At 72.4% G+C, this 25106-nt stretch carries 21 protein-coding genes; 8 read left to right on the forward strand and 13 right to left on the reverse strand.

What is annotated here, in order from left to right; genetic code table 11:
- The first annotated feature begins 413 nt into the window (after positions 1-413).
- Both SAM23877_RS01795 and SAM23877_RS01800 read left to right on the forward strand, forming a co-directional pair.
- The gene (locus SAM23877_RS01795; protein ID WP_425314746.1) at positions 414-1784 is read left to right on the forward strand and encodes a phthiocerol/phthiodiolone dimycocerosyl transferase family protein; all 1371 of its coding nucleotides are present in this window, start codon (positions 414-416) and stop codon (positions 1782-1784) included.
- 79 nt (positions 1785-1863) lie between these two features.
- Positions 1864-2382, forward strand: coding sequence for an RNA polymerase sigma factor (locus tag SAM23877_RS01800; protein WP_053126214.1), 519 nt, complete (start codon positions 1864-1866; stop codon positions 2380-2382).
- A gap of 106 nt (positions 2383-2488) precedes the next feature.
- Here the strand turns inward: SAM23877_RS01800 and SAM23877_RS01805 are convergent, their stop codons facing one another.
- Complete coding sequence (locus SAM23877_RS01805) at positions 2489-3046, reverse strand: helix-turn-helix transcriptional regulator (protein ID WP_418080528.1); 558 nt, start codon at positions 3044-3046, stop codon at positions 2489-2491.
- 929 nt (positions 3047-3975) lie between these two features.
- Here SAM23877_RS01805 and SAM23877_RS01810 point away from each other — a divergent pair.
- Positions 3976-4404 carry a DUF6892 domain-containing protein gene (locus SAM23877_RS01810; RefSeq protein WP_053126218.1) on the forward strand — a complete coding sequence of 143 codons (429 nt, stop codon included), beginning with the start codon at positions 3976-3978 and terminating at the stop codon, positions 4402-4404.
- Positions 4405-4510: 106 nt separating this feature from the next.
- Here the strand turns inward: SAM23877_RS01810 and SAM23877_RS01815 are convergent, their stop codons facing one another.
- Positions 4511-5473, reverse strand: coding sequence for an SDR family NAD(P)-dependent oxidoreductase (locus tag SAM23877_RS01815; protein ID WP_053126220.1), 963 nt, complete (start codon positions 5471-5473; stop codon positions 4511-4513).
- A 115-nt stretch (positions 5474-5588) separates the two neighbouring features.
- Between SAM23877_RS01815 and SAM23877_RS01820 the strand changes: the two genes are divergently transcribed.
- Entirely contained in the window at positions 5589-6224 is a 636-nt protein-coding gene (locus SAM23877_RS01820; RefSeq protein WP_244902897.1) for a TetR/AcrR family transcriptional regulator, read from the forward strand.
- A 164-nt stretch (positions 6225-6388) separates the two neighbouring features.
- Entirely contained in the window at positions 6389-7219 is an 831-nt protein-coding gene (locus SAM23877_RS01825; protein ID WP_053126222.1) for a class I SAM-dependent methyltransferase, read from the forward strand.
- Between the two features lie 177 nt (positions 7220-7396).
- Here SAM23877_RS01825 and SAM23877_RS01830 read toward each other — a convergent pair whose 3' ends face one another.
- From SAM23877_RS01830 to SAM23877_RS01850, 5 genes are all read right to left on the reverse strand, one after another.
- Complete coding sequence (locus SAM23877_RS01830) at positions 7397-9595, reverse strand: trypsin-like serine protease (RefSeq protein WP_053126224.1); 2199 nt, start codon at positions 9593-9595, stop codon at positions 7397-7399.
- Positions 9596-9629: 34 nt separating this feature from the next.
- Positions 9630-10127 carry a hypothetical protein gene (locus tag SAM23877_RS01835; RefSeq protein ID WP_053126226.1) on the reverse strand — a complete coding sequence of 166 codons (498 nt, stop codon included), beginning with the start codon at positions 10125-10127 and terminating at the stop codon, positions 9630-9632.
- A gap of 334 nt (positions 10128-10461) precedes the next feature.
- Positions 10462-10839 (reverse strand): hypothetical protein, encoded by a 378-nt coding sequence (locus SAM23877_RS01840; RefSeq protein WP_235614494.1) that lies wholly within the window; start codon positions 10837-10839, stop codon positions 10462-10464.
- A gap of 17 nt (positions 10840-10856) precedes the next feature.
- Entirely contained in the window at positions 10857-14579 is a 3723-nt protein-coding gene (locus SAM23877_RS41725; protein WP_280518061.1) for an ALF repeat-containing protein, read from the reverse strand.
- Positions 14580-14868: 289 nt separating this feature from the next.
- Positions 14869-16386 (reverse strand): ribonuclease D, encoded by a 1518-nt coding sequence (locus SAM23877_RS01850; RefSeq protein WP_053126230.1) that lies wholly within the window; start codon positions 16384-16386, stop codon positions 14869-14871.
- A gap of 153 nt (positions 16387-16539) precedes the next feature.
- Between SAM23877_RS01850 and SAM23877_RS01855 the strand changes: the two genes are divergently transcribed.
- Positions 16540-17157, forward strand: a complete 618-nt coding sequence (locus tag SAM23877_RS01855) for a dihydrofolate reductase family protein (protein ID WP_053142051.1) — start codon at positions 16540-16542, stop codon at positions 17155-17157.
- A gap of 5 nt (positions 17158-17162) precedes the next feature.
- A complete protein-coding gene (locus SAM23877_RS01860) occupies positions 17163-18005 on the forward strand; it encodes an alpha/beta fold hydrolase (RefSeq protein WP_053126232.1) in 843 nt (280 codons plus the stop codon).
- Between the two features lie 59 nt (positions 18006-18064).
- Here the strand turns inward: SAM23877_RS01860 and SAM23877_RS01865 are convergent, their stop codons facing one another.
- From SAM23877_RS01865 to SAM23877_RS01880, 4 genes are read right to left on the reverse strand one after another with little or no spacing between them, the layout of a single operon-like run.
- Positions 18065-19054, reverse strand: coding sequence for a class I SAM-dependent methyltransferase (locus SAM23877_RS01865; protein WP_079029968.1), 990 nt, complete (start codon positions 19052-19054; stop codon positions 18065-18067).
- The gene (locus tag SAM23877_RS01870; protein ID WP_053126233.1) at positions 19051-20157 is read right to left on the reverse strand and encodes an NAD(P)-dependent alcohol dehydrogenase; all 1107 of its coding nucleotides are present in this window, start codon (positions 20155-20157) and stop codon (positions 19051-19053) included. Before SAM23877_RS01870 ends, SAM23877_RS01865 begins: the two co-directional genes overlap by 4 nt.
- Entirely contained in the window at positions 20154-21563 is a 1410-nt protein-coding gene (locus SAM23877_RS01875) for an aldehyde dehydrogenase family protein (protein ID WP_053126235.1), read from the reverse strand. Before SAM23877_RS01875 ends, SAM23877_RS01870 begins: the two co-directional genes overlap by 4 nt.
- A 7-nt stretch (positions 21564-21570) precedes the next feature.
- On the reverse strand, positions 21571-22326 hold the full coding sequence (locus tag SAM23877_RS01880) for a (5-formylfuran-3-yl)methyl phosphate synthase (protein WP_053142055.1): 756 nt from the start codon (positions 22324-22326) through the stop codon (positions 21571-21573).
- 340 nt (positions 22327-22666) lie between these two features.
- On the opposite strand from SAM23877_RS01880, the gene SAM23877_RS01885 reads away from it, so the two are divergent.
- Positions 22667-23200: an EF-hand domain-containing protein gene (locus SAM23877_RS01885; RefSeq protein WP_053126237.1), complete on the forward strand. Its 534-nt coding sequence runs from the start codon at positions 22667-22669 to the stop codon at positions 23198-23200.
- A gap of 156 nt (positions 23201-23356) precedes the next feature.
- Here the strand turns inward: SAM23877_RS01885 and SAM23877_RS01890 are convergent, their stop codons facing one another.
- On the reverse strand, positions 23357-23560 hold the full coding sequence (locus SAM23877_RS01890) for a cold-shock protein (RefSeq protein WP_053126239.1): 204 nt from the start codon (positions 23558-23560) through the stop codon (positions 23357-23359).
- Between the two features lie 267 nt (positions 23561-23827).
- Positions 23828-25072 carry an MFS transporter gene (locus SAM23877_RS01895; RefSeq protein WP_053126241.1) on the reverse strand — a complete coding sequence of 415 codons (1245 nt, stop codon included), beginning with the start codon at positions 25070-25072 and terminating at the stop codon, positions 23828-23830.
- Positions 25073-25106 lie beyond the last annotated feature (34 nt).

Consider the following 25106-nt stretch of genomic DNA (forward strand, 5'->3'; position numbering starts at 1 on the left):
CTGTCCCGGACGGCGAAGGCCCGGCCGGATCGGACGTGTGCGGCCACCGCTCCCCGCCGCGCTCGCGCTCGTGCACGGGTCGGGCCGGCCCAGTGGGCGGGACGGGAGGCCGCACGCCGAGGGCGGGGGGATCGCGTCACCCGGCCCCGGTTCACGGCACATCACGGTGCGGCAGCGAGTCCGGGCGGGTCAAGCGGGACCGGGCCCGTGCGGCGCCGCTTCAGGGGTTTCCCTGGAGAACGGGGGGCCGGGGAGTGCGGGCGCCGGTGCAACTTCTAGGGAAATCACGCGACTTCCCTCCCGACCGCGTTCGCGGCTGGATTCGGCCGCGATCCGCCGTGCACTCTCGAAGGGCCCCACCCCGGCGGACCGCCGGCGGCGGCAGGCCGACTCCGGGCCGTGGAACCCCCGACATGAACGACGGAAAGAAGGCTGACGGCATGCACCGTGCGCTGTGTCCGGTCGAGACGCTCTACGTGGGTCAGAGAAGCAGAGCCGTCCTGTCCTGCAGCCTGCGCGGACCCGTGGACGCCGCGGCGCTGGCGGCCGCTTTCGACGCCCTGACGAGCACCCACCCGACGCTGCGGTCCCGCATCGAGCAGGTCGGCACGGACCACGTGCTGCGCCTCCTGGCCGAGGACGAGCGGCCCCGCCTGACCGTCCGCACCGGCGACGAGGAGGAGGCCTACGCGGCGGAGCTGAACCGGCCCCTGCCGGTCGGCGGTCCGCTGAGCCGCGCCGTCCTGGTCAGCGCGCCCGACGGTGAGAGCCACCTGTTCGTGCTGGTGGTGGACCACACCGTCACGGACGGGCACAGCAGCATCGCCCTGCACAACGCGCTGTGGGACCGTTACCGCGCACTGGTCGACGGCGAACACACCGACGGGACGGCCGAGGCGGGTCTCCCGTCCTGGCCCCAGCCCGTCAGCCGGCTGCTGCCCGCGGCCGACGAGGCCGACACGGCGAAGTACCTCGACGGCCGTCTGGAGGAGACGCGCCGGCACCCGGTCGCGCTGGTGCCGTACGACACCGCCGCCGAAGGCGGGGCCGACGCGGCCGGACACATCGAGGTCCGCCGGCTGACCCTGGACGCGGACCTCACCTCGCGCCTGCGCGCAACGGCACGCGCCTGCGGCGTGTCCGTGCACGCGCTGGTCGCCGCGTCGCTGCTGGCCGCGGCCCGCCGGCGGCTGGACGGCCACGGCCCCCGCGAACTCGGCTGCCTCTCCCCCGTCGACCTGCGCTCCCGCCTGTCCCCGCCGCTGCCGGCCTCCGCGATGGTGCCCGCGGTCACCACGCACCTCCAGACCCTGGCGGTCTCCGAGACCTCCGAGCCCCTGGAGCTGGCCCGTGCCGTGCACGCCCGGCTGAGCGACTTCCTCGCGCGGGGCCACCACTTCCACGAGGTGCGCATCACGCCGGAGATCCCTCGCCACCCGGCCCTGCAGATGGCCACCGTGATCGCCACCAACATGGGTGTCGTCCCCGGCCCGCGACTGCCAAGCGGCCTGCGGGCGGTCGACGTGCGGCTGGTGCCGGCCCGTGAGCACTACTTCCCCCGGGCGGGGCGCAGCCCCGTGATGGCGTGCGTGGTCTCCTTCGAAGGGCGGTTGTCCATCGAGTTCCCGCACTCCACCGCCTGTTTCAGCCCGTCGTTCATGCGGGCGTTCCGCGACGACGTGCGCGCGGGCCTGCTCCGCTTCACGACCGCGGTCGCGACCGCGACCGCGACCGCGCCGGAGCCGCAGCCCGAGCCGCAGCCGGCGCGTGCCGTCTCCGGCTGAAGCACGCCCCCTCCCCGCTCACGCACACGCACCCCGTCCGCCCGGCTGCCGTAAGTGCCGTAAGGAGCCTCTGCCCGACATGTCCACCGTCAGCGAACTCCCCTCTCCCCTGATGCTGCTCCCCCGAGCCCAGGCGGGCGACGAGCAGGCGATGAACCGCTTGCTGACCGGCATCACGCCCTACGTCGCACGCATCTGCCGGTCCATCACCCATGACGACGGGGCCGACGCCACGCAGGAGGCGCTGCTCGCCATCTACCGCGGCCTGGGGTCCCTGCGCGAACCGGCCGCCTTCTACGGCTGGGTGCGCTCGGTGACGGTCCGCGAGGCCGTCCGTACCGCCAAGCGCTACGGCGAGGAGCGGAGCTGCTCCGAGCTGGAGTCGCGGCAGGAGGCGAATCCCCTGGACGCGGTGCACATCAGCGACGTGCTGGAGCGGTTGTCCCAGGCGCACCGGCAGGTCCTCACCCTGCGCGCCTACGGACTCAACGAGGAGGAGATGGCCGAGGTGCTCGCCCTGCCCGTGGGCACGGTCCGCTCCCGTCTCTTCCGTGCCCGCCGACGGTTCCAGGAGGCATGGCTGCCCTCGGCGGCGTGAGGCAGGCGGCTGCCGCCGCCACGGCTGGTCCTGTACGCAAAACGGCCGTGGCGGTGTGTCACCGCCACGGCCGTTCCGCCCGGAGTTCAGGGGGGCCGCGGCCCTGCTACTTCACGCGTTCGGGCAGAACGCGTGGGGGCCACTGGCCGGGGGCGAACATCCCGAGCGCGTGTGCCCGCGCCACCAGGGCGGGGCGGTTGGGCGCCTCGAACCTCCGCAGCATCTGCCCGACGCGGTACTCGATCCCCTGACGGCTCAGATAGAGACGGGAGGCCAACTGCGCGGTGGACTCGCCGCGCGCGACACCTTCGAGAACCTGCGCGTCGAGCGCGCTGAGCACGGGCCGGCCGGCGGCCTCCGCCAGGGTGCCCTTCTGTGGTGGGCGCCTGTCCCCGGCCCGGCGCATTTCCGCCGCGCGGTGTGCCGCTCCCGCCCTGCGCAGGAGAATGACGACGCCGAAGACATCGCCCGAGGGTTTCCTGACGGCGACCCCGGTGAGTTCCGCCGGGAAATCCCGTCCGGTGCCGTCCCGGTAGGTCACCGTTTCCGTGAATCGCCGGCAGCGCCCCGAGGAGAGGAAGGTGAACTGTTCCCGCAGCCTTGCGGGAACGGGAGAACGGAGAAGGTCGAGAAGTCGGCGCCCGCGTATCTCGTCGGCACTCAAGCCGAATTGGCGGGCGAATTCCGGTTCCGCGGCCGTGACGACCGGGTCCCCCGGGGAGACGTGGGCCGTCCAGGCGTCCGCCGAGGCGGCGCCGCGGTGCGCACCGCCTCCTGTCGGGACGCGATGGGCGGGGGCAGCCGGAGCGGCGGCATTCCTCTGCTGGCCGGGTGAGGCGTCGGAGAAACTCGTGGTCGCCACGAACGTACCGTCCTTCTTCCTGCGCGTGGGGGCTGGGAAGGGTTGCGAGCGCGGAGCGGGCCACCGGCGCTGTGCCTGGGTGTCGGCGAGCGCCGGGTGACGGCACGAACCACCTCGTCGGTGGCCGGGCCGGGTGTTCCGCGCCGCTCGGGCGGGCCGACGGCGGGCGTCGGCCTCCCGAGAGTCATCAGGGTGAGCGGAACGGACGGCGCCGAGGCGGCCGGCGTCCGGATACCGGGGATAACGTTGTCATGGCCACTGATTCTCGTTGTCCGATCCCGACGCCGGAAGGCCGCCGGGCGGACCGGCCGACCGTACGGCAGGCCTGCGGGAGAAGCCCCGCCGGGAACCGTGCAACACGAGGAACCTCCACGAGACGAAGTGGGCATCGCATCAGGAGCGGTTTAGAGAGTAGGGGTCGACAACTCCTGTGACAAGGGTTTGCCAGGTGACCTCGGTCATCCGCCAACTCCTTTTAAAGCGGGCGGCTTTCGGGCAGTGTGAACCCCCGATACAAACCCTTCGGCGAAGACGGACGCGGCTACGGAATTCGGCGGTCGGCCCACCTTCAGCAGCGTGCCCGTGCCATCCGCCGTCCGTGGCGCGTCACCCGCTCCCGTGCCCGACCGGGCAGGCCCATCCGGGAAATGCCGTCCCCGCGGCGCCGGCGCCGGTGAACGGGGTCCGTACCGCGTGGACCTGCCGTACTCGCTGCGGCCTAGATTGTGCGCATGACCCAGTTCAAGGACTTCAACTTCAAGCTCGTCGTCGTCGAGCAGCTCATGTACGTCGACGAGAAGCTCACCCCTCCGTTCCGGCTCGCCGATCTGCTGCGGGAGCGCGGCCTCGGCGGCGACCCCTGGGAGTACGCCCACCGGCACAGCCTGGACCACAAGGTCGTGCCCGAGGCGCGCGCCTTCTTCGAGTCGCTGGAGATCGGCGACGAACTCCTGGCGGGAGTCGAGGAGTTGTGCATGGACGGTGGGAACGAGGTCTACCAGGAGTGCGCTCCCGTGTGGGACGGCGAGGACGACCTGTTCGACATCTCCTCGCTAGAGGACCTCACCCTTCTTCCGAATCTCCGGCGGGTCCTCGGTTCCGAGTTCCTGGGCCCGGAACTCCAGGAGGAGCTGCGCGGCCGCGGCATCGCCGCCGACTGACACCTCGGGACGGCTCCCGGAAGGGCGGGCCGCGTCCTCGTCCTTGGCCCGGGAGGCGGGGGTGAGTCGTCGTGCGGCCCGAGCGCACATCGGCGTCCGAGGCCGCTCAGCCCTTGGCAGCCAGGGTGTCCTGGGAGACCTGCCACAGCAGGGCCGCCGCCTCGGGGTCCAGGGCGTGGTCCGCGACGCCGGTACGCGCACTCAGCCGGCCGCGGACGGCTTCGTCGCAGTCCTCGAAGTAGCGGCCACTGACCCCCTCCAGCAGCGGTGAGGCGGCGAGCAGGACGGAGGTCGCCGCGCCTTGCTCCGGCGTCTTCCACTTCAGTTCCGCGCCGCCCGGCGCCTGGGCGCGCAGCCGGGCGAGTTCCTCGTCGGAGACATGGCGCTGGAGGTTGGTGCGGATTCCGCCGGGCATCAGCGCGTTGACGGTGATGCCGTCCGCCGCCCAGCGCTTGGCCGCTTCGACCGCGAACAGGACGTTGGCGGTCTTCGACTGGCCGTACGCCGACCATGGCTCATAGGCGCGCCGCCGGAAGTGGATGTCCTCGAAGACGACCCCGGAACGGTGGTGGGCGCTGGAGCTGACGGCCACGACGCGGGCGCCGCCGTCCCTGGCCAGGGCCGGGTGCAGGCCGAGGGCCAGCGCGAAGTGCCCGAAGTGGTTGGTGGCGAACTGGAGCTCCCAGCCTTCCGGCGTGCGCAGTTCCGGTGAGGCCATCACACCGGCGTTGTTGACCAGGATGTGCAGGGGCCCGTCCCACGCCGAGACGAACGCGGCGACCGAGTCCTGGTCGGCCAGATCCAGATGCGCGACCCGCACGTCCTCGTTGCCGGTCGTGGCGGTGATGTGCTGGGACGTGCGCGCACCGGCGTCGACGTCCCTGACAGCGAGGGTCACCTGCGCGCCGGCCGAGGCGAGGGCGCGGGCGGTCTCGACGCCGATGCCGGAGGCGCCACCGGTGACGACGGCGCGGCGGCCGGTCAGGTCGACACCCGAGACGACCTCGGCGGCGGTGGTCTCCGCGCCGAAGGGGGTGGTGAGGCGTGGGGTGGGAGCGCTGGCGTTCATGGTCGTTCCCGTCTGGCCAGAGGCATGAGCTCGGGGTGCGGAGGCGGCCGCGGCCGATAGGGTAGGAACCGGAGGAGGCTCCGCATAATGCGAGATCAAACGGAGGAGGCTCCGTTTGCAACAGGAGGAGGACCAGGTGACCGCCCCCGCCCCCCGGCCGCTGCGCGCCGACGCGCGCCGCAACCGCGACCGACTGATCGAGGTGGCCGCGCGCGCCTTCGCCCAGGACGGGCCGGACGTGACCCTCGACGCGATCGCCAAGGAAGCGGGAGTGGGCATCGGCACGCTCTACCGCCACTTCGCCACCCGCGAGGAGCTCGTCGAGGCGGCCTACCGCAGCGAACTCGCCACGCTCTGCGACTCCGCCTCGGAACTTCTGGAGGCCGGACCACCGGACGCCGCCCTGCGCGCCTGGATGGACGGCTTCGTCCGCTACATGACCACCAAACGCGGGATGTCCGACGCGCTGCGCGCCCTCATCGCGACCGGGGGTGATCCGTTCTCCCGCAGCCGGACCATGCTCACCGGCGCGATCACGGAGCTGTTCCGGGCCGGCACGGCAGCGGGCCTGCTGCGCGCGGACATCGAACCGGAAGACGTGCTCTTCAGCCTCAGCGGCCTGTCCCTCGCCGCCACGACCCCCGAGCACCACGCGCGGATGGCACGCCTCCTGGACCTCCTGATGGACGGGCTCCGCTACCAGGCCCCCTCCGGCAGCCGCGCGCCCGATGCGGACACACCGGCCGTCTGACCTCCGGCACGGCGGAGGCGCACGCGTGAGAACCCCCGGAGCGATGCCGCCTCGGGGACGTGGCGCAGGCGGCCGGGCGCGTTCGTCGGGCCGGGAGCCCGCCGGGTTCCTATGCTCGAAGAAGAACGGTCATCCGCACCGTGCCGACGAGGGAGGCGGATTCCATGACCGCAACGGCGGACGCGCGTGAGGCCGACCGCGCGCTCAAGGCGAAGCACCGGACGATGTGGGCGCTCGGCGACTACCCTGCGGTCGCCACGCGTGTCGTGTCGGCTCTCGGCCCCGCACTGGTGGAGGCCTGCGCGATCAAGGACGGGGACCGGGTGCTGGACATCGCCGCCGGATCGGGGAACGCCTCGATCCCCGCCGCCCTGGCCGGCGGCGACGTGGTGGCCTCCGACCTCACTCCCGAGCTGCTGGCCGTGGGACGCGGGGAGGCGGAGGCGCGCGGCGCGGCACTGCGCTGGCAGGAGGCGGACGCCGAGGCGCTGCCGTTCGAGGACGGTGCCTTCGACACCGTGATGTCCTGCGTGGGGGTCATGTTCGCCCCGCACCACCAGGCCGCCGCCGACGAACTGGTACGGGTCTGCCGGCCCGGCGGCACGATCGGGCTGCTGAGCTGGACCCCCGAGGGATTCATCGGGCAGATGTTCGCCGTCATGAAGCCGTACGCACCGCCCCCTCCCCCGGGAACCCAGCCGCCACCGCTGTGGGGGCAGGAGGAGCACGTACGAGCCCTGCTCGGCGAGCGTGTCACCGACGTCGTGGCACACCGACGGAAGATCAGCGTGGACACGTTCAGCGAGCCGGAGGAATTCCGGGAGTTCTTCAAGACGGCTTACGGACCGACGATCACCGTCTACCGCAACATCGCCGACGACCCCGAGCGGACCGCCGCCCTGGACGCGGCCCTCGCCGACCTGGCGGGCGGCGCGCTGCGGGACGGGGCCATCGAAGCGGAGTACCTGCTGCTCACCGCCCGCCGGAGCGGCTAGGCGGATTCGTTCGCGTGGATTCGCCCACCGTCGGGCCGAAGGCGGGCAGGGCCTGCACACGCTCCGCCCGGCCCGCACGCGGGGCAGCACAGCGGAGAGCTCCCGAAGGCCGGTGATGCCTTCGGGAGCTCCCCGTCGTCAATGGGCCTGAGCCCACCGCTCGTCACCTGTCAGCGATCAGCGCGCCTGCGCGCCGAAGCGGGTGCCGACGGAGGGGAAGCCGCCGGTGCCGGGCTTGTACGTGGTCACCGCGGCGACCGTGCCGCCGTTGACGGTGTTGGACATCGGCAGGGCGTACAGGGCGCCGAGTCCGGGGCCGTAGGGCATGCCGACGTACAGCTTGGTCCCGGTGTAGTGCATGTTGCGGCCCAGGTACTGGTTGGCGCCCGGGGTGCCGGGGATGCCGTCGCCGTCGCCGGCCTCGATCCAGCGGTCGTTGGCACCGGCCGCCGCGACGAGCGAGAAGGTGTGGACGGCACCGGCATGGTCGGCCGTGCCGAGGGCCTCACCCGGGGCGCCGACCGCCAGACGCATGGTCGAGGTGGTGCCGACCGCGCGGGGCGCGGTGTTGACGGCGGTCAGGGTCTCGCCCATCCGGTCGCCGGTCTCGGACGTGCCGGAGACGTCGTCCTCCGCGGTGCCCTGCTTGAGCTCACGCAGCTCGTCCCAGACACCGGCGGCGGTGACCCGGCCCACGACGACACGGCCGGAGTCGGCACGGTTCTCGGTGCCCACCACCACCGCCTCGCCGGGCGAACCGATCGCCAGGATCGAGTCGGTGGCCGTGGCGGCTCCGGAGGGCCGGTACTCGGTCAGGCTGAGGGACCAGCCGAAGTCGTCGTTCGCCTCGGCACCGCCGGAAACCTTCTCGAGGTCCTGGTCCAGGCCGAACAGCGGCTTGGGGTGACCGTCGGCGTGCAGCGTGTGGCTGAAGACGCCCACGTTGCCCGCGGCGTTGTCGCCGCCGATGTTCTCGTTGGGCGCGCCGATGGCGATGTGGTTGGCGTCGGCCGCGACCGAGGCGCCGAAGCCGTCGTTCGCCTCGGCGCTACCAGGTGCATCGGCCTTGTCCTGGTGGATCGCGACGTTGACGGAGCCCCGCAGGTAGAAGGCCGACCCGGCCTTCGCGAGGGTGCCGAGCGACTCGCCGGGCACGCCGATCACGAGGTAGGGCTCACCGGTGACGGTGGTGCCGGCGGCGATCGCGTCGCCCATCCGGTCGCCCGTCTCGTTGCCCGACGCCTTGATCGCGCCGGCTCCGGCCTCCTGCTCGAAGTGGGTGTTCTTCGCCGCGCCGGTACCCAGGCCGCCGGCCGCGCCGTACAGCACGTCGACGAAGCCCGCGTCGGCGACGGTGCCGACGTCCTCCAACGTGGTGCCGACGACGAGGTCGGTGTAACCGTCCTCGTTGTAGTCGACGGTGTCGATCGCGTCGCCGAACGAGTCGCCCTGCTCGGCATCGCCGGCGACCCAGTCGAGGTCCTGGTTGATCTCCGCGATGCCCTTGCCGCCACCGTAGGAGATGCGGACCAGACCGGCGTTGGTCTTGCCGCCGACGGTGCCCGCCGGGTCGGCGATCGCGATGTCCTCGACGCCGTCACCGTTGAAGTCGGTGATGCGGGTGGCCCCGACCTTGGAGCTCACCCAGGAGGCCAGGTCGTCGACGCGTGCGATGACGCCCGCGGTACTCGTCTGCGAAGCGTCGATGCCGTAGCAGCCGCCCTGCGCTGAGCGGGAGGTGAGGCCCGTGAGCTTGCCTGCGCTGATCACCGGACCGCCGGTGTCGCCCATGCACGCGGCGGCGCCGTCCTTGCCGGTCACATTCGCCGACGTGGCGGCGGTGGAGTCGACGGTGTAGGTGCCGGTGTGCAGCTTCAGGGGCGCCCACTCGGTCTTCGTGCGGCCGTACCCGGTGAAGGTCAGCTCCGCACCGGCCGAGGGCGCGGCGCTCGCGAGGGCGATGGGCGTCACGTTGGTGACGGGCCGGTTCAGCCGGGCGAGCACCACATCGCGGTCGGTGCGCGGCACGAGCTCGACGACCCGGCGCTCGGCGCCCTGGGTGCCGGCCAGGTCGGCCCGGCCGATCACGGCGGTGGTCTTCTTCTGCGGGGCGCCGGCCGGGACCGCGAGCGAGGTGGCGGGGTCGGCGGCGAAGCAACTGGCCGCGGTCAGGAGCCACTCGGTGTCCACGAGAACGGCGGAGCAGCCGCGGTCGTGTTCGCCGATGATCACCTGGGCGGTGGCGGCGTACGTGGTGGCCGAGTCGGCGACCGGAGTGCCGGTGACGGCGGACGCGGGCACCGCGCACAGCGCGAGCGACCCGGCGGCCAGGACCGCGCCGATCGCGGCCGGACGGAGACGTCTGGGGGAATGCATGGAAGTGGTGACCTCAATCACAAGGCGGCGCAGGCTACTTGGTGGTGCGGATCTCGACCAGGACGTGCTCCCGGCCGTCGACGGACTCGCCGACGCCCTCCCAGGTGTCTGCGGGGATGTCGTACTCGACGCGGTCGTCCTCGGCGGTCATCTCCAGGTGGGTGTTGCCGGAGTCGTCGGTCCGCACCCCGTGCACCGACTCGAGCTGCAGGGTCAGGAAGCCCTCTTCGCCGGTGACCTTGAAGCACACGTCCTCCCGGTCGCGGGCGAGGAACCTCAGGAGGTTGTCCTCGCTCGCGCAGTCGGCGAGCACGATGCGACCGTCGCCGCGCTTGAGGAGGATGCCCTGTTCGGCCAGGATCTTGTCGGCCTGCGGGTAGTTGTAGTCCTCCACCGCGTATCCGGGCGCCGCGTCGGCGGCAAGTCCGGTGGCGGCGTCGGAGGGCTGGCCCCCGGCCATCACGGCCCATGCCAGGGCACCGGCGGCGGCCGCGGTGCCCAGAATGCGCGCCAGTGTGCTGCGTGGCTTCATCACAGTCCTAGAAGTCGTCCATCGGCAGGAGCCGACGGAGAGATTCTCCACCGCCCCCTGCGGTTCAAGTCCCTTATGGAAGCGGGGCTTGGCGGGTGCGTCCAATTCAGAAATCGGGCAGAAGTCGGGCATCCCCCGGGTGGCTGTCGTGATATGCGTCACCCGCGGGAATGGTTGTAGTGCTCTCGATAAAGAATCGGCATCCAATCTCTCGGGGATTCGCTCGCTCGGTGAGCGATACCGGCTGTCTGGACCGGGTAAGCCGACGGCCGGGCCACGGAAATGATTCCGTGGCCCGGCCGCCACCGGCGGGCACGGTACCGGCAAGCGGGTTCTAGGACGCGTCCGCTCTGGTGAGCTTCAGGGACGGCGGCCCGCCCGGATCGGGACGGAACTCCACCGTCTCACCGCCGCTCGGGTAGAGCTGGATGCCGGAGGTCTCGCCGAGTCCACCGTCATCGACCGTCAGATAGATGAAGTCGCTGGACGCCTGGCTGTCGCGGAACTCCCAGCGGCCACGGAAATCGGCGGGACCCGAGGAACCGTCCGTCGCCACACCGGTGGCGGAGAACGTCCCGTCGGGGTCGAGGCGGAGTTCACCGCCCGTCTTGGCGTCGCGGTACACGCCGGGCAGCTCGTCCGGGTCGTCGGAACCCGTGCATCCCGAGACGAGTGCCGCGGCGGCGGCCAGCAGGGCGACGAGCCGTCTCACGCGCGTCCTCCTGCGCATCACGGCCCCAGCGTGACGTCGAACTCGATCACCTGGGTCTTGGGAGACAGAGGCCCGGAGTCCCCCACGACCTTGTCGACGAACGAACCGACGGTGTCGCTCCACCAGTCCGTGTAGCCGATGACCGGCGGGTGCGTCGCGGACTCGATGTCCGACTCGTTGAACGCGGTGTACCGCCACACCACGGAGCCGTCCGCGTTCTTGCGGATGGGAGTCATCCGGACGTAGTGCGAGCCCAGGAACGTGTACGCCAGGTTTCCGGTGAGCCCGGCCGTGGAGAGTGTCCCGTAGTCCTGGAGGTACTTCCCGGCGCCGTCGAAGCCGCCCAGCTGGTAGTCGTACATGTAGGTGTGGCCCAGCTCGTAGTCCCCTCCCTGGGTGCGGGAGGCGAAGAAGGCGATGACCTCCTTCGTGAACTTGTGGTCACGGTACAGGCTGGTGAACTCGTCGCCCGGACCGAAGCACTGCGACCGGGGGCCCTTCCCGGTCAGCCAACTCCACCCCAGCTCCCACGGATTGGTGCTGTTCCCGGACTCGATGGGGTCGCCGAACGGCGTCAGACAGCTCTCGGCGCCCTCCGGAAGGCCGTTCTTGTCCGGGTCGATGGGAACGGTCGCGTTGTCCAGCGCGTTCTGGATCGCCTCGCGTATCGCCGCCTGAATGACGAGGACCTTGGCCTCGAGCGCGGCCCGGGCGGCGGCGTTGGCGTCCTCACCCGCCGCGAGCGACGCCTTGCGGGCTGCCGTGGCCGAAGCCGCGGCATCGGCGGCGTAGTTGGCGGCGATACCGGCGGACCGGACGGCCCGGGTCGCCGCGTGGCGCGCCACGCTGCTCGCCTTGCGCGCCGCGGCGGCCGCCTGACGCGCGGTTTCCGCGGACCGTGCGGCGTCGGCCTCGGATCCCTCGGCGGCTTCGGCGTTCTTGCGTGCTTCCTCGGCGGACAGCTTGGCGTCGGCCGCGTACCCCTTGGCGCGATCGGCCCATTCGATCGCCTTGTCGGCGGCGTCGCGTGCGAGGGCCGCCGCCTCGGAGGCCCGGGCCGCGTCCTCCAGCGCTTCCTGTGCGATCTTCGCCGCGCCCGCGATCGCGGCACGGATCGCGCTGATGTGCGTGGCGTGATCGTGGTCGATCCGCGCGAACTCGTACTGCGTGGTGCCGATGAACTGGCGCAGCATGTGCGTGTCGCCCTCGAGAGCGATCTTGGCGGCCGCCTTGACGTAGGGGCCTCCGTTCGCCAGGAGCGTGGTGGCCTTCACGCGGTCGTCCTCGCGGACGGCCGTGGCACGTTCGACGTGCAGGAAGACGTGCAGGGCCTCCGCGGTGCCCTTCTCCAGCGCGGCCTCGGCCGCACGGCGGACCGCGGGGCCGGTGGTGTCATCGGCCAGGAGCGTGGTCACCTCGACGCGGTTGTCCTCCTTGGCCGCCTCGATCGCCCCGCCCTCGAGGAAGGTCCTGATCTTCGCGGCGTCCTCGGTCTTCAAGGCCTCCACTGCCGCCAGGGCCACGTCCTTCGTCGAGATGGCCGCCGCTGCCGCGACGTTCTCGACGTTGTCCTGCTGCAGAGCGATGACGCGGTCGGCGTCGATCCAGTGGACGACGTCCTCGTCCGAGCCGGCCAGCGCGAACTCCGCGGCCTCCCGGGTCCACGTACCCGCCCGCTCGATGAGCTGGACCGCCGCCCTGCGCCCGGCTGCCACGGCTTCCGCCGTGTTGCCGTCCCGCAGCGCCGCCTCCGCCGAGCCGATGAGCGCGAGCAGTTCCTCGGACAGGCGCGCTTCCTGCGTCCGCTCCCGGTTGAACCGTTCGAGCTGATCCGCCTCCGCGCTCGCCTCGAGCCGCGCCCGTGCGATCGCCTCGTCGGTCTCCTCGGCCAGCCTGGCGACCTCGGCCTCACGAGCCGTCTGTTCGACCGCACGCGCCTTGTCGACGGCGTCCGCCGCCTTGTTGGCGGCCTCCACGGCCGCGTTGGCGGCTGTCGTCGAGCGGTTGGCGTAGTCGACGGCCTTACCGGCGTGGTTCGCCGCTTCCACGGCGGCCGCAGCCGCCTTCTCGGCGTGGTCGGCGGCGCTGTTGGCCGCGTCGCGGGCCGCGCGTGCGGCGGTGGCCGCCTGACCGGCCAGGGTTCGCGACCTGCTCGCGGCCTGCGTGGCCCGGGCCGCGGCGGCCTCTGCCACGGCGGCCTCCCGCTGCGCGGCGGCGGCCTGGGACTGTGCGGCACCGGAGGCCACGGCCGCGTCGGCCGACGCCCGAGCTGCGGCGGCGGCGTTGACCGCCGAGCCGGCGGCGGCCGCGCCCGCGGCATCGGCCGCGTCGGCGGCCATGGCCGCGAGGTCGGCCTTGAGAGCCACGGTGCGGACGAGCTTGACCATCGCCGTGGCGGCAGCCGCCGCCTGTCGGGCCGCGTCCGCCATCGCCGCGTCCTTGGAGGCGCCGATCGCGGCACGGTACGCACGGGCCGCCGCACGTCCGCCCGCCGCGGCCGCCGCGGCAGCGGCCTGCGCGGCCGCCACCGAGCGCTGCGCGGCGGCCTGCGCCGTCCGCGAGGCCGACACCGCGGTCGCCGCGGCAGCGGCCGCTCCCCGGGCCGCCTGCGCCGCCTTGTTCGCCGCCCTGGCGGAGCGCTGGACGTCCTGTTCGGCGGCCTCGGCCTCGGCCTTGGCCTCCAGCGCCGCCTCCTTCGCCTTCTCGGCGGCCTTGACGGCCTGCTGGGAGAGCTCGACGGCCTCGTCGGTCTTCCGGCCGGCGCGGCGTCCCTCCGCCTCCACGGCCTTGACCAGTTGCTGGATCGTCGCCGTCTCTTCGTCACGCGCCCGGGCGATGTACTGGCCCGTCTCCAGGAACCACCGCATCGCCCGGGGCGACCCGTCGTCCAGCGCCCGCTCCGCGTACTCCCGCACCTGCGGAGACGCCGTCACCAGGATGGAGGTCACCTGCACCCGCTCGTCCTCCTCCTGAGCGGTGAACTGTCCGCCACTGAGGAAGGCGCGCAACGCGAAGTCGGAAGCGGACTCCAGCGCGGCGGTCGCCTCACGCTTCACGGCACGACCACCGTGGGCCATGACCGTGGTCACGGCCACCTCGAGGTCCTCGCGCACCGCGGTCTGGAAACCGCCCTTGAGGAAGGCCTCGACCGCCGCCGTTCCGCCGGACAGCGCCATGCCGATACCGTCGCGCGTCGCCCTCCCCGCCGTGACCAGGGACTGCGTGAGCGTGAACCTGTTGTCCTCGGCCCGGGCCGCGGGCAGCTTCTCGTCGAGGAACGCCCTCACGTCCGCGGCACTGCCCACCAGTGCGGCGGCCGCGGCGGTGCGTACGGCACGGCCGCCCGTCCGGTACGCCCAGACCACCTTGCCGCGGTCGGTGTCCGGCAGCCCGGATCCCTCGGGCACCGAGTCGGTGCCGGCCGCGCTCGCCGCGTACGCGGGGCGGGTGAGGACCGTGCAGTTCGGCAGCGCGCAACCGGCTGCCACCCCGACGAAGGCGGCGAGCATCTGACGTCTGCTGAACTGTCGTGACCGCTGTGCCATCACGATTCCCTTCTCCTGCGCTGATCCCGGCCAGGACGTGCTCCCGGCCGTCGACGGACTGTCGTAGTCGGTGGTCCGCACCCGGTGCACCGAGTCGGACTCCAGGCTCAGGAAGCACTGCGCGGCCGAGGGCAGGCCTTCACCGCCCGCGTCGGGGCACCGGCGGCGGCCGCGGTGCCCGGAACGCGCGCCCAAGTGCCGCGTGGCTTCCTCACAGTCCTAGAAGTCGACAACCGACAGGAGCCGACCGGAGAAGTTCTCCACCGCCCCCTGCGGTTCAAGTCCCTTATGGAAGCGGGGCGCGGCGGGCGCGTCCAATTCAGAAATCGGGCAGAAGTCGGGCATCCCCCGGGCGGCTGTCGTGATGTGTGTCACCCGCGGAAATGGTTGTAGCGATCTCGATAAAGAATCGGTTCCGGTACCGCCCGGCACGATGACTTCGAAGACGGGGGAATGCTTGGCCGGCCCTTTTCAGCGGCAGAGTTCATGGTCGTGGTATCAGATCCGACATCACGTCGAACGGCAGCGAGGAATTGGCCGCTGCCGCCTCCACCACCCGCCAGTCGGCGTCATTGAGCAGTTCTTCGGTGACCGACGGTGGAAGGGCCGCATGGCCTGCCGCCACCGGCCTCGCCCGGGCGTCGGCCAGACAGGCGAGCAACGCCGGTGGCGACGCGTTGCGATGGCCGGCGATCACGCGGAGCGCCCTCGGCACCGGGGGCCCCTGCCGGGTCAGGGCCTCCAGAAGTGCCGGGGTCGCATCCGGATTGGCTGCCACCTGAGCGGCGACCCGGGCTCCGTGCCGTGCGAGCATGGCGCGCAGTCGGCCCTCCGAGAGGCCCGGGTGCGGGGCGATGGACTTGACCACCTTCGCGTCGGAGTCGGCAGCCAGCGCGTCCCGTAGGACGGGCGACAGGTCACGTCGCTGGGCCACGAGCATCCGAGCGGCCGGGTTCGGTGACGCGGCCAGCTTCTCGACCTCGTCGGGGGATGCGGAGGCGATCCGCGGCAGCAGAGTGGCGCCGATCCTGGTGGCGCGGGCCAGGTCGGTCAGTACCTCGAGCGGGACCAGTGGGTTGTGGGCGAGCCTGCGCCGCACTTCGTGGTCACGGTCGCTGGCCAGTACGCGGACCAGGGCCTCGTCGATCGCGGGATTCCCGGCGAGGTCGGCTCGGACACCGGGGTTCGGGTCCGACGCGAGCCGAGCGCACACCTTTGGCGGCAGATCGGGGCGCGCGGCGAGCGCCCAGCGCAGCAGCAGCGAGGGATGTTCCACGAAGCTCAGGACGGCCTGGGTGGGTGTGGCCGGATTCCGAAGGGCCATCCGCTGCGTCTCGTGCGTGCTGGACTCGTGGGAGCCCGCGCAGGAGGCTCCGGACGGCAGGGCGCAGTCGGGGCGCGAGCATTGCGGATCGTGCGTGAACGGGACCTGCTCACGTTCGCAGACAAGACACCGCTGCGCGGGAGGCAGCCCCTCGCCGGTGAGCAGCGCCGCCAGTACGGCCGGTGGCGTCGCCTCGTTGGCCGCCACGGCCCGGCGGACCTCGGCGTGCGGATGCCCGGCGAGTCGAGTGGCCGTCTCCGGTGATGTCCACGACGCCAACTCCGCGACGACCCTGACGTCCGGGTCGGTGGCCAGGATCTCCACCACGTCGGGCGGCAGGCCGGGACAGGCGGCGAGCTTCTCCCGGCGCTCGACGTCCGGGGCCTCCGCGAGGACGCGCGTCCACTCCTCGCGTCCGGCGCACTCGGCCAGCAGGGCGAGCGCGACGTCCGGTCGCGTCGCGGGATCGACGTCGTCGGCGGTCAGCAGGCCCGCGTACGCGAGCGGCACGGCGCTTTCCTCGACGCGTGCGGCGAGGGCCACCGCTTGCGCGCGGCTGAGATCCGTCCGCTGTGCCAGCTCCACGGCGATGTCGGCGTCCGCGACCGCGATCAGCCGGTCGACCAGCTCGGACGGCAGACTCCCGTTGGCGGCCAGCCCGCACAGAACGTGATGCACGACGCCATCCTGCCGCAAGCGGGGCCCGATGCCGCCCGGGTTTTCGACGGATCACCATGCCGGTGCCGCCTCGCGCGTCCGTTGTCAGGTCGCGTCCGCCGTGCTCGTCGTGCGGGAGCGATGAGTTCCGGCGGCGGATCCGGTCTGCACTGCATGACGCGCATCATCGCCGACATCTCCGTCTCCCTCGACGGCTTCGTCACCGGACCCGATCCCGGCCCGGACAACGGTCTGGGCACCGGCGGCGAAGCCCTCCACCTCTGGGCGTTCTCCGGCGACCCCGACGACCGCCGGGTCCTGCGTGAGGCGACGGCCCGCTCGGGCGCCGTCGTCCTCGGGCGCCGGCTCTTCGACGTCGTGGACGGGCCGAAGGGCTGGGACGACACGTCCGGCTACGGCGCGGGCGAGGTCGGCAGACCCGCTTTCGTCGTCGTGACGAGCTCGCCACCGGAGTCGGTGCGGACGGCCGACCTCGACTGGACGTTCGTCACCACCGGTCTCCGCGACGCCGTCACCGCCGCGCGCGAGCGGGCCGAGGCTGCGGCGCGTGTGCGCGGTGAGGACCGCGACGTCATCCTCATGGGCGGCGGCGCCACGGTCGGCTCGGCACTCGAGGCCGGGCTGGTCGACGCGCTGACGCTGCACCTGGCGCCCGTCGTGCTGGGCGGCGGAACCCCGCTGTTCACCGGCGGGACGCCCCGCACGCTGGTGCAGCGGAGCGTGGTGTCGACGTCGACCGTGACGCACCTGACGTACGACGTCCTGCGGTGACCCCAATGACCACGGTGGACGCCAACGGAATCGTGTCGGGCATCGAGTCGTTCGGTGACAGCGACGCGCCACTCGTCCTGCTCGCGGGCGCACCGACCATGCTCTCCTGGCCGGACGCGCTGTGCGAGCGCCTGGCCGCCGGCGGGCGCCGCGTGGTGCGCTACGACCTGCGCGACAGCGGGGCTTCGACGGCGACGGACCCGCAGGCGCCCCCTTACGGCCTGCGAGACCTCGCCGCCGACGCCGCGGCCCTGGCCGACACGCTCGGCGGGGGGCCCGCGCACCTCGCGGGGATCGGCGTCGGCGGGATGGTCGCCCAGGTGGCCGTACTCGACCATCCCGAGGCGTTCTCGGCCCTCACGCTGGTCGGCACCCGCGCGGTCGCCCCGGGCCCGCCCGACGACGACCTGCCCGACCATGACCGGGCGACGATGAACCGGCTGTTCGCGCGTCCGATGCCGGACTGGACCGATCGCGAGGCGGTCGCGGAGTTCGCGGCCGCCGGCGCGGCCATCCTCGGTGATGACCCCGTCACCGCGCGCACGGTCGCCGCGCGCATCTGGGACCGCACGCCCGGCACCGCACCCGCGGTCCACAGGGCGAACCAGATGGGCATGGTGTTCTCACGGCTCGACTGCACACCCCGCTGGCGCGAGCGCCTGCCCGAGATCGACGTTCCCACGCTCGTCGTCCACGGCCGCCGCGACCCGTTCTTCCCCGTGGGCAACGGCGAGGCGATCGCTCGCGAGATTCCGGGGGCACGGCTGCTGGTCCTCCCGGAGGCCGCCACCGCGATCCCCGACGCGGCGGTCGGCGAGGTCACCGAGGTGATGCTCGGGCTCGGCTGAACCGGTGCGCCCCGCACGCCGCCGGGCCCTCGCGCAGGCCACCGCACGCGGGGTGGGTGTCAGGGCAGCGGCTTGTGCGCGAACACCCACCGGTTCCCCTCCAGCGCGTCGTTCGGCTCGGGGAGGGGGCCGCGGCCGTGCCGGTGGGTGAAGTCGAAGGGGGTGTGCACCGAGGCGGACCAGCCCTTGGCCCTCAGGTCGCCCGCGGAGTCGGGGCGCGGCCCTTTGTCGAAGAGGTCGAGCAGGTCGATGCCGATCCGCTCCCGCGTCGCCGTGTAGATCGCGCTGTCCCGGTACGCCAGCAGATCCTTCTCCAGCTTGGCCTCGAAGGCCAGCGCGCTGCCACCGGTGGTCAGCAGGTCCACCGTGTCGATGAGATACGTCTCGGCGCGGCTCGGCAGGTAGAAGAGCAGCCCCTCGGCCAGCCAGACGCTCGGCGCGGACGGGTCGAAGCCTGCGGTGGTCAGCGCGGTGACCCAGTCGGCGCGCAGGTCGACCGGTACGGCGAGGCGCCGTACCCTCGGGACGGCCGACAGGCCGGTGAGTACCCGGTGCTTGAACGCCAGCACGCCCGCCCTGTCGATCTCGAAGAGCACGCAGTCGGGCGGCCACTCCAGCCGGAAGGCACGGGTGTCCAGCCCCGCGCCCAGCAGGACGACCTGCCGGGCGTCGCCGCTGACCGACCGGAGGAGGAAGTCGTCGAGGACCCTGGTCCGCAGGCCGAAGTACCGGGCGAACCGTCCCCACAGCGGATCGGCGTCTCCGTCCGGGACCCCGTCCAGGCGCACCGGCCAGTCCGCGCACACCGGGGCGGCGCGTGTGAAGTGCTCCGCGTAGACGTCCTGCGCCAGGCTGTCGTGGCGGTGGGTCTCGATCGTCCGGGCCGCGGCGACCAGGAGGGCGGTCAGCCCCACTCCCCCGTCCACGCCTTCCCCGTCCGTGTGCCGCGGCGCCGTGCCGGCGCTGCCTCCTCCGTCGGCCGGAGCGGGGACCGTGCGGTGCCCGTTCGTCCGGCGCGGTGAGTCCGCGGTACCGCGTGCCTCTGTCATCGGCTTCTTTCCTCCGGGAGCAGGACGGGTTTCACCACGCGGCCCGCCTCGCAGTCGCGTTCGGCCTCGTTGATGTCGGCCAGCGGGTAGGTGCGGATCAGTTGGTCGAAGGGGAAGAGACCGGCCTGCCACAGTCCGGTCAGCCGGGGTATCAGTACTCCGGGCACGGCGTCGCCTTCGCAGATGTGGCGGATGCCGCGGCCTCGGTCCAGTGTTCCCGGTGCGAGCGGCAGGTCGGTGTGGAGTCGTGCCACCAGGCCGAGAACGCCCCTGGGGCGAAGAGCGCGCAGCGCGTCGTTGACGAGCGGGGGCGAGGCCGTGGTGTCCAGCGCGTACTGCGCTCCCCCGTCGGTCAACCGCCGGATCCGTTCCGGCAGCCCGGTCGTCGCGGCAGACAGCGGGATCGCGCCGAACCGTTCGGCCAGGGCCAGCCGTTCGGGGAGCCGGTCGACGGCGACGGTCAACGTGCCGGTGGCGGTGGCCGCCATCACCGCGGCCAGGCCCACCGCTCCCGCGCCGAAGACCGCGAGGGTGTCGCCGGGGCCGGCGCCGAAGCTGTTGAGGACGGCTCCGGCGCCCGTGAGGAAGCCGCAGCCGAGCGGGCCGAGCAGCTCGAGGGGCAGTGCGGTGTCGACCCGCACGGCGTTGCGCGCCGGGACCAGCGCGTACGCGGCGAACGAGGACTGGCCGAACCAGCGGGGGGCCATGGCCTCTCCGGCCGCGTCGGTGAGGTGCGGCGGATCCTCGCTGCGCCCGCCGAAGAGGTTGAGGGAGGCGAAGGAGTCGCAGTAGGCGGGAGCGGCACTGCGGCAGTTGCGGCAGTGACCGCAGGAGTCGAAACTCAGCACGACGTGGTCGCCGACGCCGATCGCGGCGTCGGGACCGCCGCCCGTGCGCACCACGACCCCGGCGCCCTCGTGGCCGAGCACCGCCGGCAGCGGGCTGCGGCCGGCCGACCGCCGGACCGCGAGATCGGTCCGGCACATTCCGCAGCCGGCGATCTCGACCAGCACCTCGCCGACGGCTGGTTCCGTGCGCAGGGTCATCTCCTCGACGGTGAAGGGGCCCTCGTACGAGCGCAGTACGGCCGCCTGGATCCTCATCCCTGTTCCCCCTGCGGGCGGTGGACGACGAACGGCCGGAGATTGCCGTACAGCCCCCACGGTCCGCCCGCCACGCCGACACCGCTGTGGTGGGCGCCCGCGAAGGGCTGGGCGAGGGACAGTTCGGCGTGGTGGTTGATCCACGCCGTGCCGCACTCGAGCCGGTCGGCCACCGCCTCGGCCCGGTCCAGGTCGGTGCCCCAGACCGATCCGCCCAGTCCGTAGCCGGTGCCGTTGGCCGCGTCGACGGCTTCGTCGAGGCTCCGGTACGGCAGCACCGGCAGGACCGGTCCGAACTGTTCCTCGGTCACCACCGGACTGCCGGGCGGTACGTCGGTGAGGATCGTGGGAGCGAAGAAGTACCCCGGCCCGTCCAGGCGGTGGCCGCCGGCCGCCGCTCGGGCACCGGCCGCCAGCGCCTGCTGCGTGACCAGTTCGACCCTGGCCAGCTGAGGGGCGTTGTTGACCGGGCCCAGCCGGGTCGCCGGGTCGAGGCCGGCCCCGACGGTGACCGTCCTCGCGCGGTGGGCGAGGGCTTCGACGAGCTCGGCGTGGAGCCGGGCCGGTGCGTAGACGCGTTTGACGGCCATGCAGACCTGCCCGCAGTTGCGGAAGGCGGCCCAGAACAGCCGGTCCGCGATCCGGTCCACCTCGACGTCGTCCAGCAGGACGGCGGCGTCGTTGCCGCCCAGTTCCAGGGTGACCCGGGCGAGCGAGGCCGCCGCCGCCCGGGCGACGGCGCGTCCGGTGGGCACCGAACCGGTGAAGGTGACGTGGCGGATGCGCGGGTGTGAGGCGAGGCGGGCGCCGAGGGGCTCGCGGCCGGTGACGACGGTCAGGACGTCCTCGGGCAGGACGGCGGCGAGGACGGAGCCGAGCAGCCGGGTGGCCACCGGGGTGAACGGGGAGGGCTTGAGGACCATGGTGTTGCCCGCCGCGAGCGCGGGCGCGAACTTCGCCGCCGCGAGCTGGACGGGGAAGTTCCACGGCACGATCGCTGCGACGGGTCCGAGCGTGCGCCAGCGGATCTCGCTGTGCACGGGCCGTCCGTCGGTGATGCGCCGCGTCCTGGGAGCCAGGTCCGCGAAGTAGCGCAGGCGGGCGGCCGTACGGGCGATCTCCGCGTGGGACTCGGTCAGGGGTTTGCCCTGCTCGCGGGTGACCAACCGGGCCAACTCGTCGCCGGCCGTTTCCACGGCGTCGGCGGCCCTGTGCAACGCGGCGGTGCGGGCGGCGGGATCGGCGCGCCAGCCGTGCCAGGCGCGGTGTGCCCGGTCGACCACCGTGTCCAACTCGTCCGGCTGTTGGTCGGGGGCCTCCTCGAAGGTCTCCCCCGTGGCCGGGTCGACGACGGGGATGCGCGCTGTCGGGCTTCCGGGGAAGCGGTCTGTGGCGGTGGTCGGCATGCGATGGTCAGTTCGCGGCGGGGACGCCGGCGGCGTGCTTCCGGAACTGGTGGTCCATCTCCGCCCGGAAGGCGGCCACCAGGTGCGGCTGGATCCTTCCGGCGTTGCGGTCACCGCCTTCGCAGACCGCCCCGCGCACGCCCACGATGTCCGTGCCGATGCGGGTGAGCGGACCCAGGTCGCTCCGTCCGACACTGCCCGCGAGGGCGGCGAGCAGGCCGGACGCGTGGGACAGCCGGACGAACTCGGAACAGACGTCCGGAGGAACGTGGTCGAACAGGCGCGTCCCGTCCTTGACGGCGGTGTCCAGCATGGCCGCGTCGGCGCCCGAACGGGCGGCGATGTCGGGCAGGGCCAGGGGGTTGACGCAGCCGATGCGGTGGGCGTCGGCGTATCCGGAGGCGACGACGAGTGCTTCGGGGCGGTGGTCCTTCACCGCCCGGACGACCGCGCGCATGACCTCGATGCCCTGGTCGGGCGTCGTGCACCCGTAGAGGCCGACCTTGATGTACGTGGCGCCGGAGACGACCGCGCCGAGTGCCGCCTGCGCCACCGTGCCCGGCTTGTACGGGACGTCTCCCACCGTGGCGGACACGGGCTTGTCCGCCGGGACCGCGTCGCGTATCTCCCTGATGACCCAGGGGAAGTTGGCGCCGAGCGAGCCTTCGTCGGGCTTCTTGACGTCGACGATGTCGAGGTGTTCCGCCGCCTTCGCACAGTCGAGGGCCTCTTCGACACCGTCCGGGGAGATGAGAAGCAACACCATGAGCTCCTTCCACCACATGTCCGCCTGACCGAGGCACAGGGGGGCGGATCAGCTGGTCCCTGTGCGGTGTGCTCATCATTTCCGCCGCCCATGGCCGCCGGTAGAGCGTGCGGAAAGGGAACGGGGTACGGCCGGCGTGTCCAGTGCGCCGTGCACGCCGGTCCGAATCGGTTCTCCCGAGCCGCAGGCGCGTGTTTCATGCCGCAGGAGAGCCATGTTCATTCGTTCTGCTGAAGAGAACGCCTTCCCCGGAGCCCCGGAATCCACAGCCCGCAGGATGCTGAGCGGCCGTCATGCCCGGCCGTCCCACCCGTGGTCCGACGAAAGGCGAGAGTCCATGCGCGAGGAAGCGATCAACCGGGTCAAGCTCGTGTTCACCCTGTTCGACGCCGACGGGAACGGCGTCCTGGAATCCGACGATTTCGAGCTGATGAGCAGCCGGGTCGCGGCAGCCGTCCCCGGAGCCGACGAGGCCCGGAAGCAGGCCATGCGTGCCGGGTTCACGCGCTACTGGAACACGCTGGCCAGCGAACTCGACACGGATCACGACGGTCGGATCACCTACGACGAGTATCAGGTGTGCGTCCTGTCGCCGGAGCGCTTCAGCGGAGCGATCGACGCGTTCGCGTCCGGCTTCGCGCACTTCGGCGACGTGGACGGGAGCGGTATGGTCAGCCGACCGGTGTTCGTCGGCATGCTGCGAGGGGTCGGCTTCGATCTGCCGAACATCCATGCGCTCTTCGAAGCCTTCGAGCCCGATGCGGAGGACCGGGTCCGGGTGGATCTCTGGGAGACCGAGATCAGGAACTTCTACGCCCCCGACATGGGGGGTATCCCCGCCGACCTGCTGGCACCCGCCGCCGCGGCCTGATCCGGCACCCGCACCGGCCGCACGTCCGGGTCCGGCAGCGGCACGGCGGGTTCGGGTGCGGGTGGGGCGCTCCGGTCTCCGGCGCCCTCCGGAACCGCACGGCCCCGTGAAGCGGGCGGTGGCCCCGCATCCGGAGCCGGGGCCACCGCCGTACGGTCAGCCCCGTACGATGTTCTGCGCCTGGGGGCCCTTCTGGCCCTGTCCGATCTCGAAGGTGACGTGTTCGCCCTCCGTCAGCTCGCGGTAGCCGCTGCCCGCGATCTCGGAGTAGTGGGCGAAGACGTCCGGGCCTCCACCATCCTGCTCGATGAAGCCGAATCCCTTCTCGGAGTTGAACCACTTGACGGTGCCGCTGGCCATGCTGTCGATCCTTCGTTCTACCCGGGAACAGCCCTGTGTGCGTGTTCCAGCTCCTGGCAGCAGGAGCCAGCAACTGTTGTACCCCGCGTCGGCCCGGATACCCGGCTGACGACACCCCGAGCTCGACGTGCCGCGCGTCTGGCCCCGGGCCGCGAGCCCGTCGTGCTCCGGTCGGCCGCGGGTCCGCGGCACCTCCAACGGCTCGGCCCTGGTCCGGTCGGCGGTACCGCGTCCGGCGCCGTGCCGTGCAGGCCTGCTCCGTCCCGCTCAGGGCAGCTCCGCCGGGGACGCGGCCGAGTCCTCGGACCGTGGCGTCTCCTTGTGTACGGAGGTGGCGCCGCGGACGCGCGCGTCCGCGGCGGGGGCCAGGAAGGCGGCCACGACGACGAAGCCCAGCACCAGCGTCATCGCCGGGCGCAGCCCGTAGTGATCCCCGAGGAACCCGAGGCCGGGCGGCCCCACCAGGAAGGCCGTGTACCCGATGGTGGCCACCAGACTGACCCGGGCGGTCGGGTCGGGACCCGAGTCGCCCGCCGCCGACATCGCCACGGGGAAGCCCAGGGACGCGCCCAGCCCCCAGAACAGGACGGCAGCCGACGCCACGACGACGTTGTCGGAGAAGATGACCAGGACCAGACCCAGGGCTCCCGAGACGGCGCTCGCGCGCATCACGGCGCCGCGGCCGAACCGCTCCAGGAAGAATTCTCCGCCGAAGCGTCCTACGGTCATCGCCGCGGCGAAGCCCACGTAGACGAGCGAGCCGGCCGTCGCGTCCAGTCCGTGGCCGTCGACCATGAGCAGCGGCAGCCAGTCGTTCGCGGCGCCCTCGGCGAGAGCCATGGCCAGGATGATGGCCCCGATCAGCAGGAGTCTGCGGTCCTGCCACACCGCGGGCGCCGCGCCCCGCCCCGCGTCGGGGACCTGCCGCACACCGCGCCGGCCGACACCGGAGGGGACACCACTCCACGCGTAGGGGAGGACCACCGCGGCGACCAGGGCGGCGGCGGCCAGGTGCCAGTGCACGGGAAACTCCACGGCGGTGGCGGCCATGCCCAGCAGGGCTCCGATGACCGTGCCGAGGCTGAAGCCGCCGTGCAGCAGCGGCAGGACCGCCTTGCCGGCCGCGCGCTCGACGTCGGCACCGTCCACGTTCAGCGCCACCTCCCCAGCGCCCATGCCGATGCCGAAGACGCACAGTCCCACGGCGACCAGGGGTGGTGACGGGACGGTGGCACCGGCGCCGATGACCAGCATGCTCACGGGGATCAGGAGTGCGCCGAACCCGATGACCGGCCTGGTGCCGAACCGCGACACGAGACGGCCGGAGCACAGCAGGCCGCTCATGGAGCCCGCGGACAGACCGAAGAGGACCAGACCCATCTGCGCGGTGGACACGTCCAGCTGGTCGCGAAGGTCCGGAGTGCGCGTGATCCAGGAGGACATGGCGATGCCGGGAAGGAAGAAGAACAGGAACAAGGCCGTACGGCGTCGGTCCACAGTGCGTTCCGTCAAGAGAGAGCTCCACTGGGTCATGAGGAGAGGGAAG

This window comes from Streptomyces ambofaciens ATCC 23877, assembly GCF_001267885.1.
GTDB classification, from domain to species: Bacteria; Actinomycetota; Actinomycetes; order Streptomycetales; family Streptomycetaceae; genus Streptomyces; species Streptomyces ambofaciens.

Coding starts and splice junctions, on each gene's coding strand:
- SAM23877_RS01795 (WP_425314746.1), top strand. CDS start 414: ATGAACGACGGAAAGAAGGCTGACGGCATGCACCGTGCGCTGTGTCCG.
- SAM23877_RS01800 (WP_053126214.1), top strand. CDS start 1,864: ATGTCCACCGTCAGCGAACTCCCCTCTCCCCTGATGCTGCTCCCCCGA.
- SAM23877_RS01810 (WP_053126218.1), top strand. CDS start 3,976: ATGACCCAGTTCAAGGACTTCAACTTCAAGCTCGTCGTCGTCGAGCAG.
- SAM23877_RS01815 (WP_053126220.1), bottom strand. CDS start 5,473: ATGAACGCCAGCGCTCCCACCCCACGCCTCACCACCCCCTTCGGCGCG.
- SAM23877_RS01825 (WP_053126222.1), top strand. CDS start 6,389: ATGACCGCAACGGCGGACGCGCGTGAGGCCGACCGCGCGCTCAAGGCG.
- SAM23877_RS01830 (WP_053126224.1), bottom strand. CDS start 9,595: ATGCATTCCCCCAGACGTCTCCGTCCGGCCGCGATCGGCGCGGTCCTG.
- SAM23877_RS01835 (WP_053126226.1), bottom strand. CDS start 10,127: ATGAAGCCACGCAGCACACTGGCGCGCATTCTGGGCACCGCGGCCGCC.
- SAM23877_RS01855 (WP_053142051.1), top strand. CDS start 16,540: ATGACGCGCATCATCGCCGACATCTCCGTCTCCCTCGACGGCTTCGTC.
- SAM23877_RS01860 (WP_053126232.1), top strand. CDS start 17,163: ATGACCACGGTGGACGCCAACGGAATCGTGTCGGGCATCGAGTCGTTC.
- SAM23877_RS01865 (WP_079029968.1), bottom strand. CDS start 19,054: ATGACAGAGGCACGCGGTACCGCGGACTCACCGCGCCGGACGAACGGG.
- SAM23877_RS01870 (WP_053126233.1), bottom strand. CDS start 20,157: ATGAGGATCCAGGCGGCCGTACTGCGCTCGTACGAGGGCCCCTTCACC.
- SAM23877_RS01875 (WP_053126235.1), bottom strand. CDS start 21,563: ATGCCGACCACCGCCACAGACCGCTTCCCCGGAAGCCCGACAGCGCGC.
- SAM23877_RS01885 (WP_053126237.1), top strand. CDS start 22,667: ATGCGCGAGGAAGCGATCAACCGGGTCAAGCTCGTGTTCACCCTGTTC.
- SAM23877_RS01890 (WP_053126239.1), bottom strand. CDS start 23,560: ATGGCCAGCGGCACCGTCAAGTGGTTCAACTCCGAGAAGGGATTCGGC.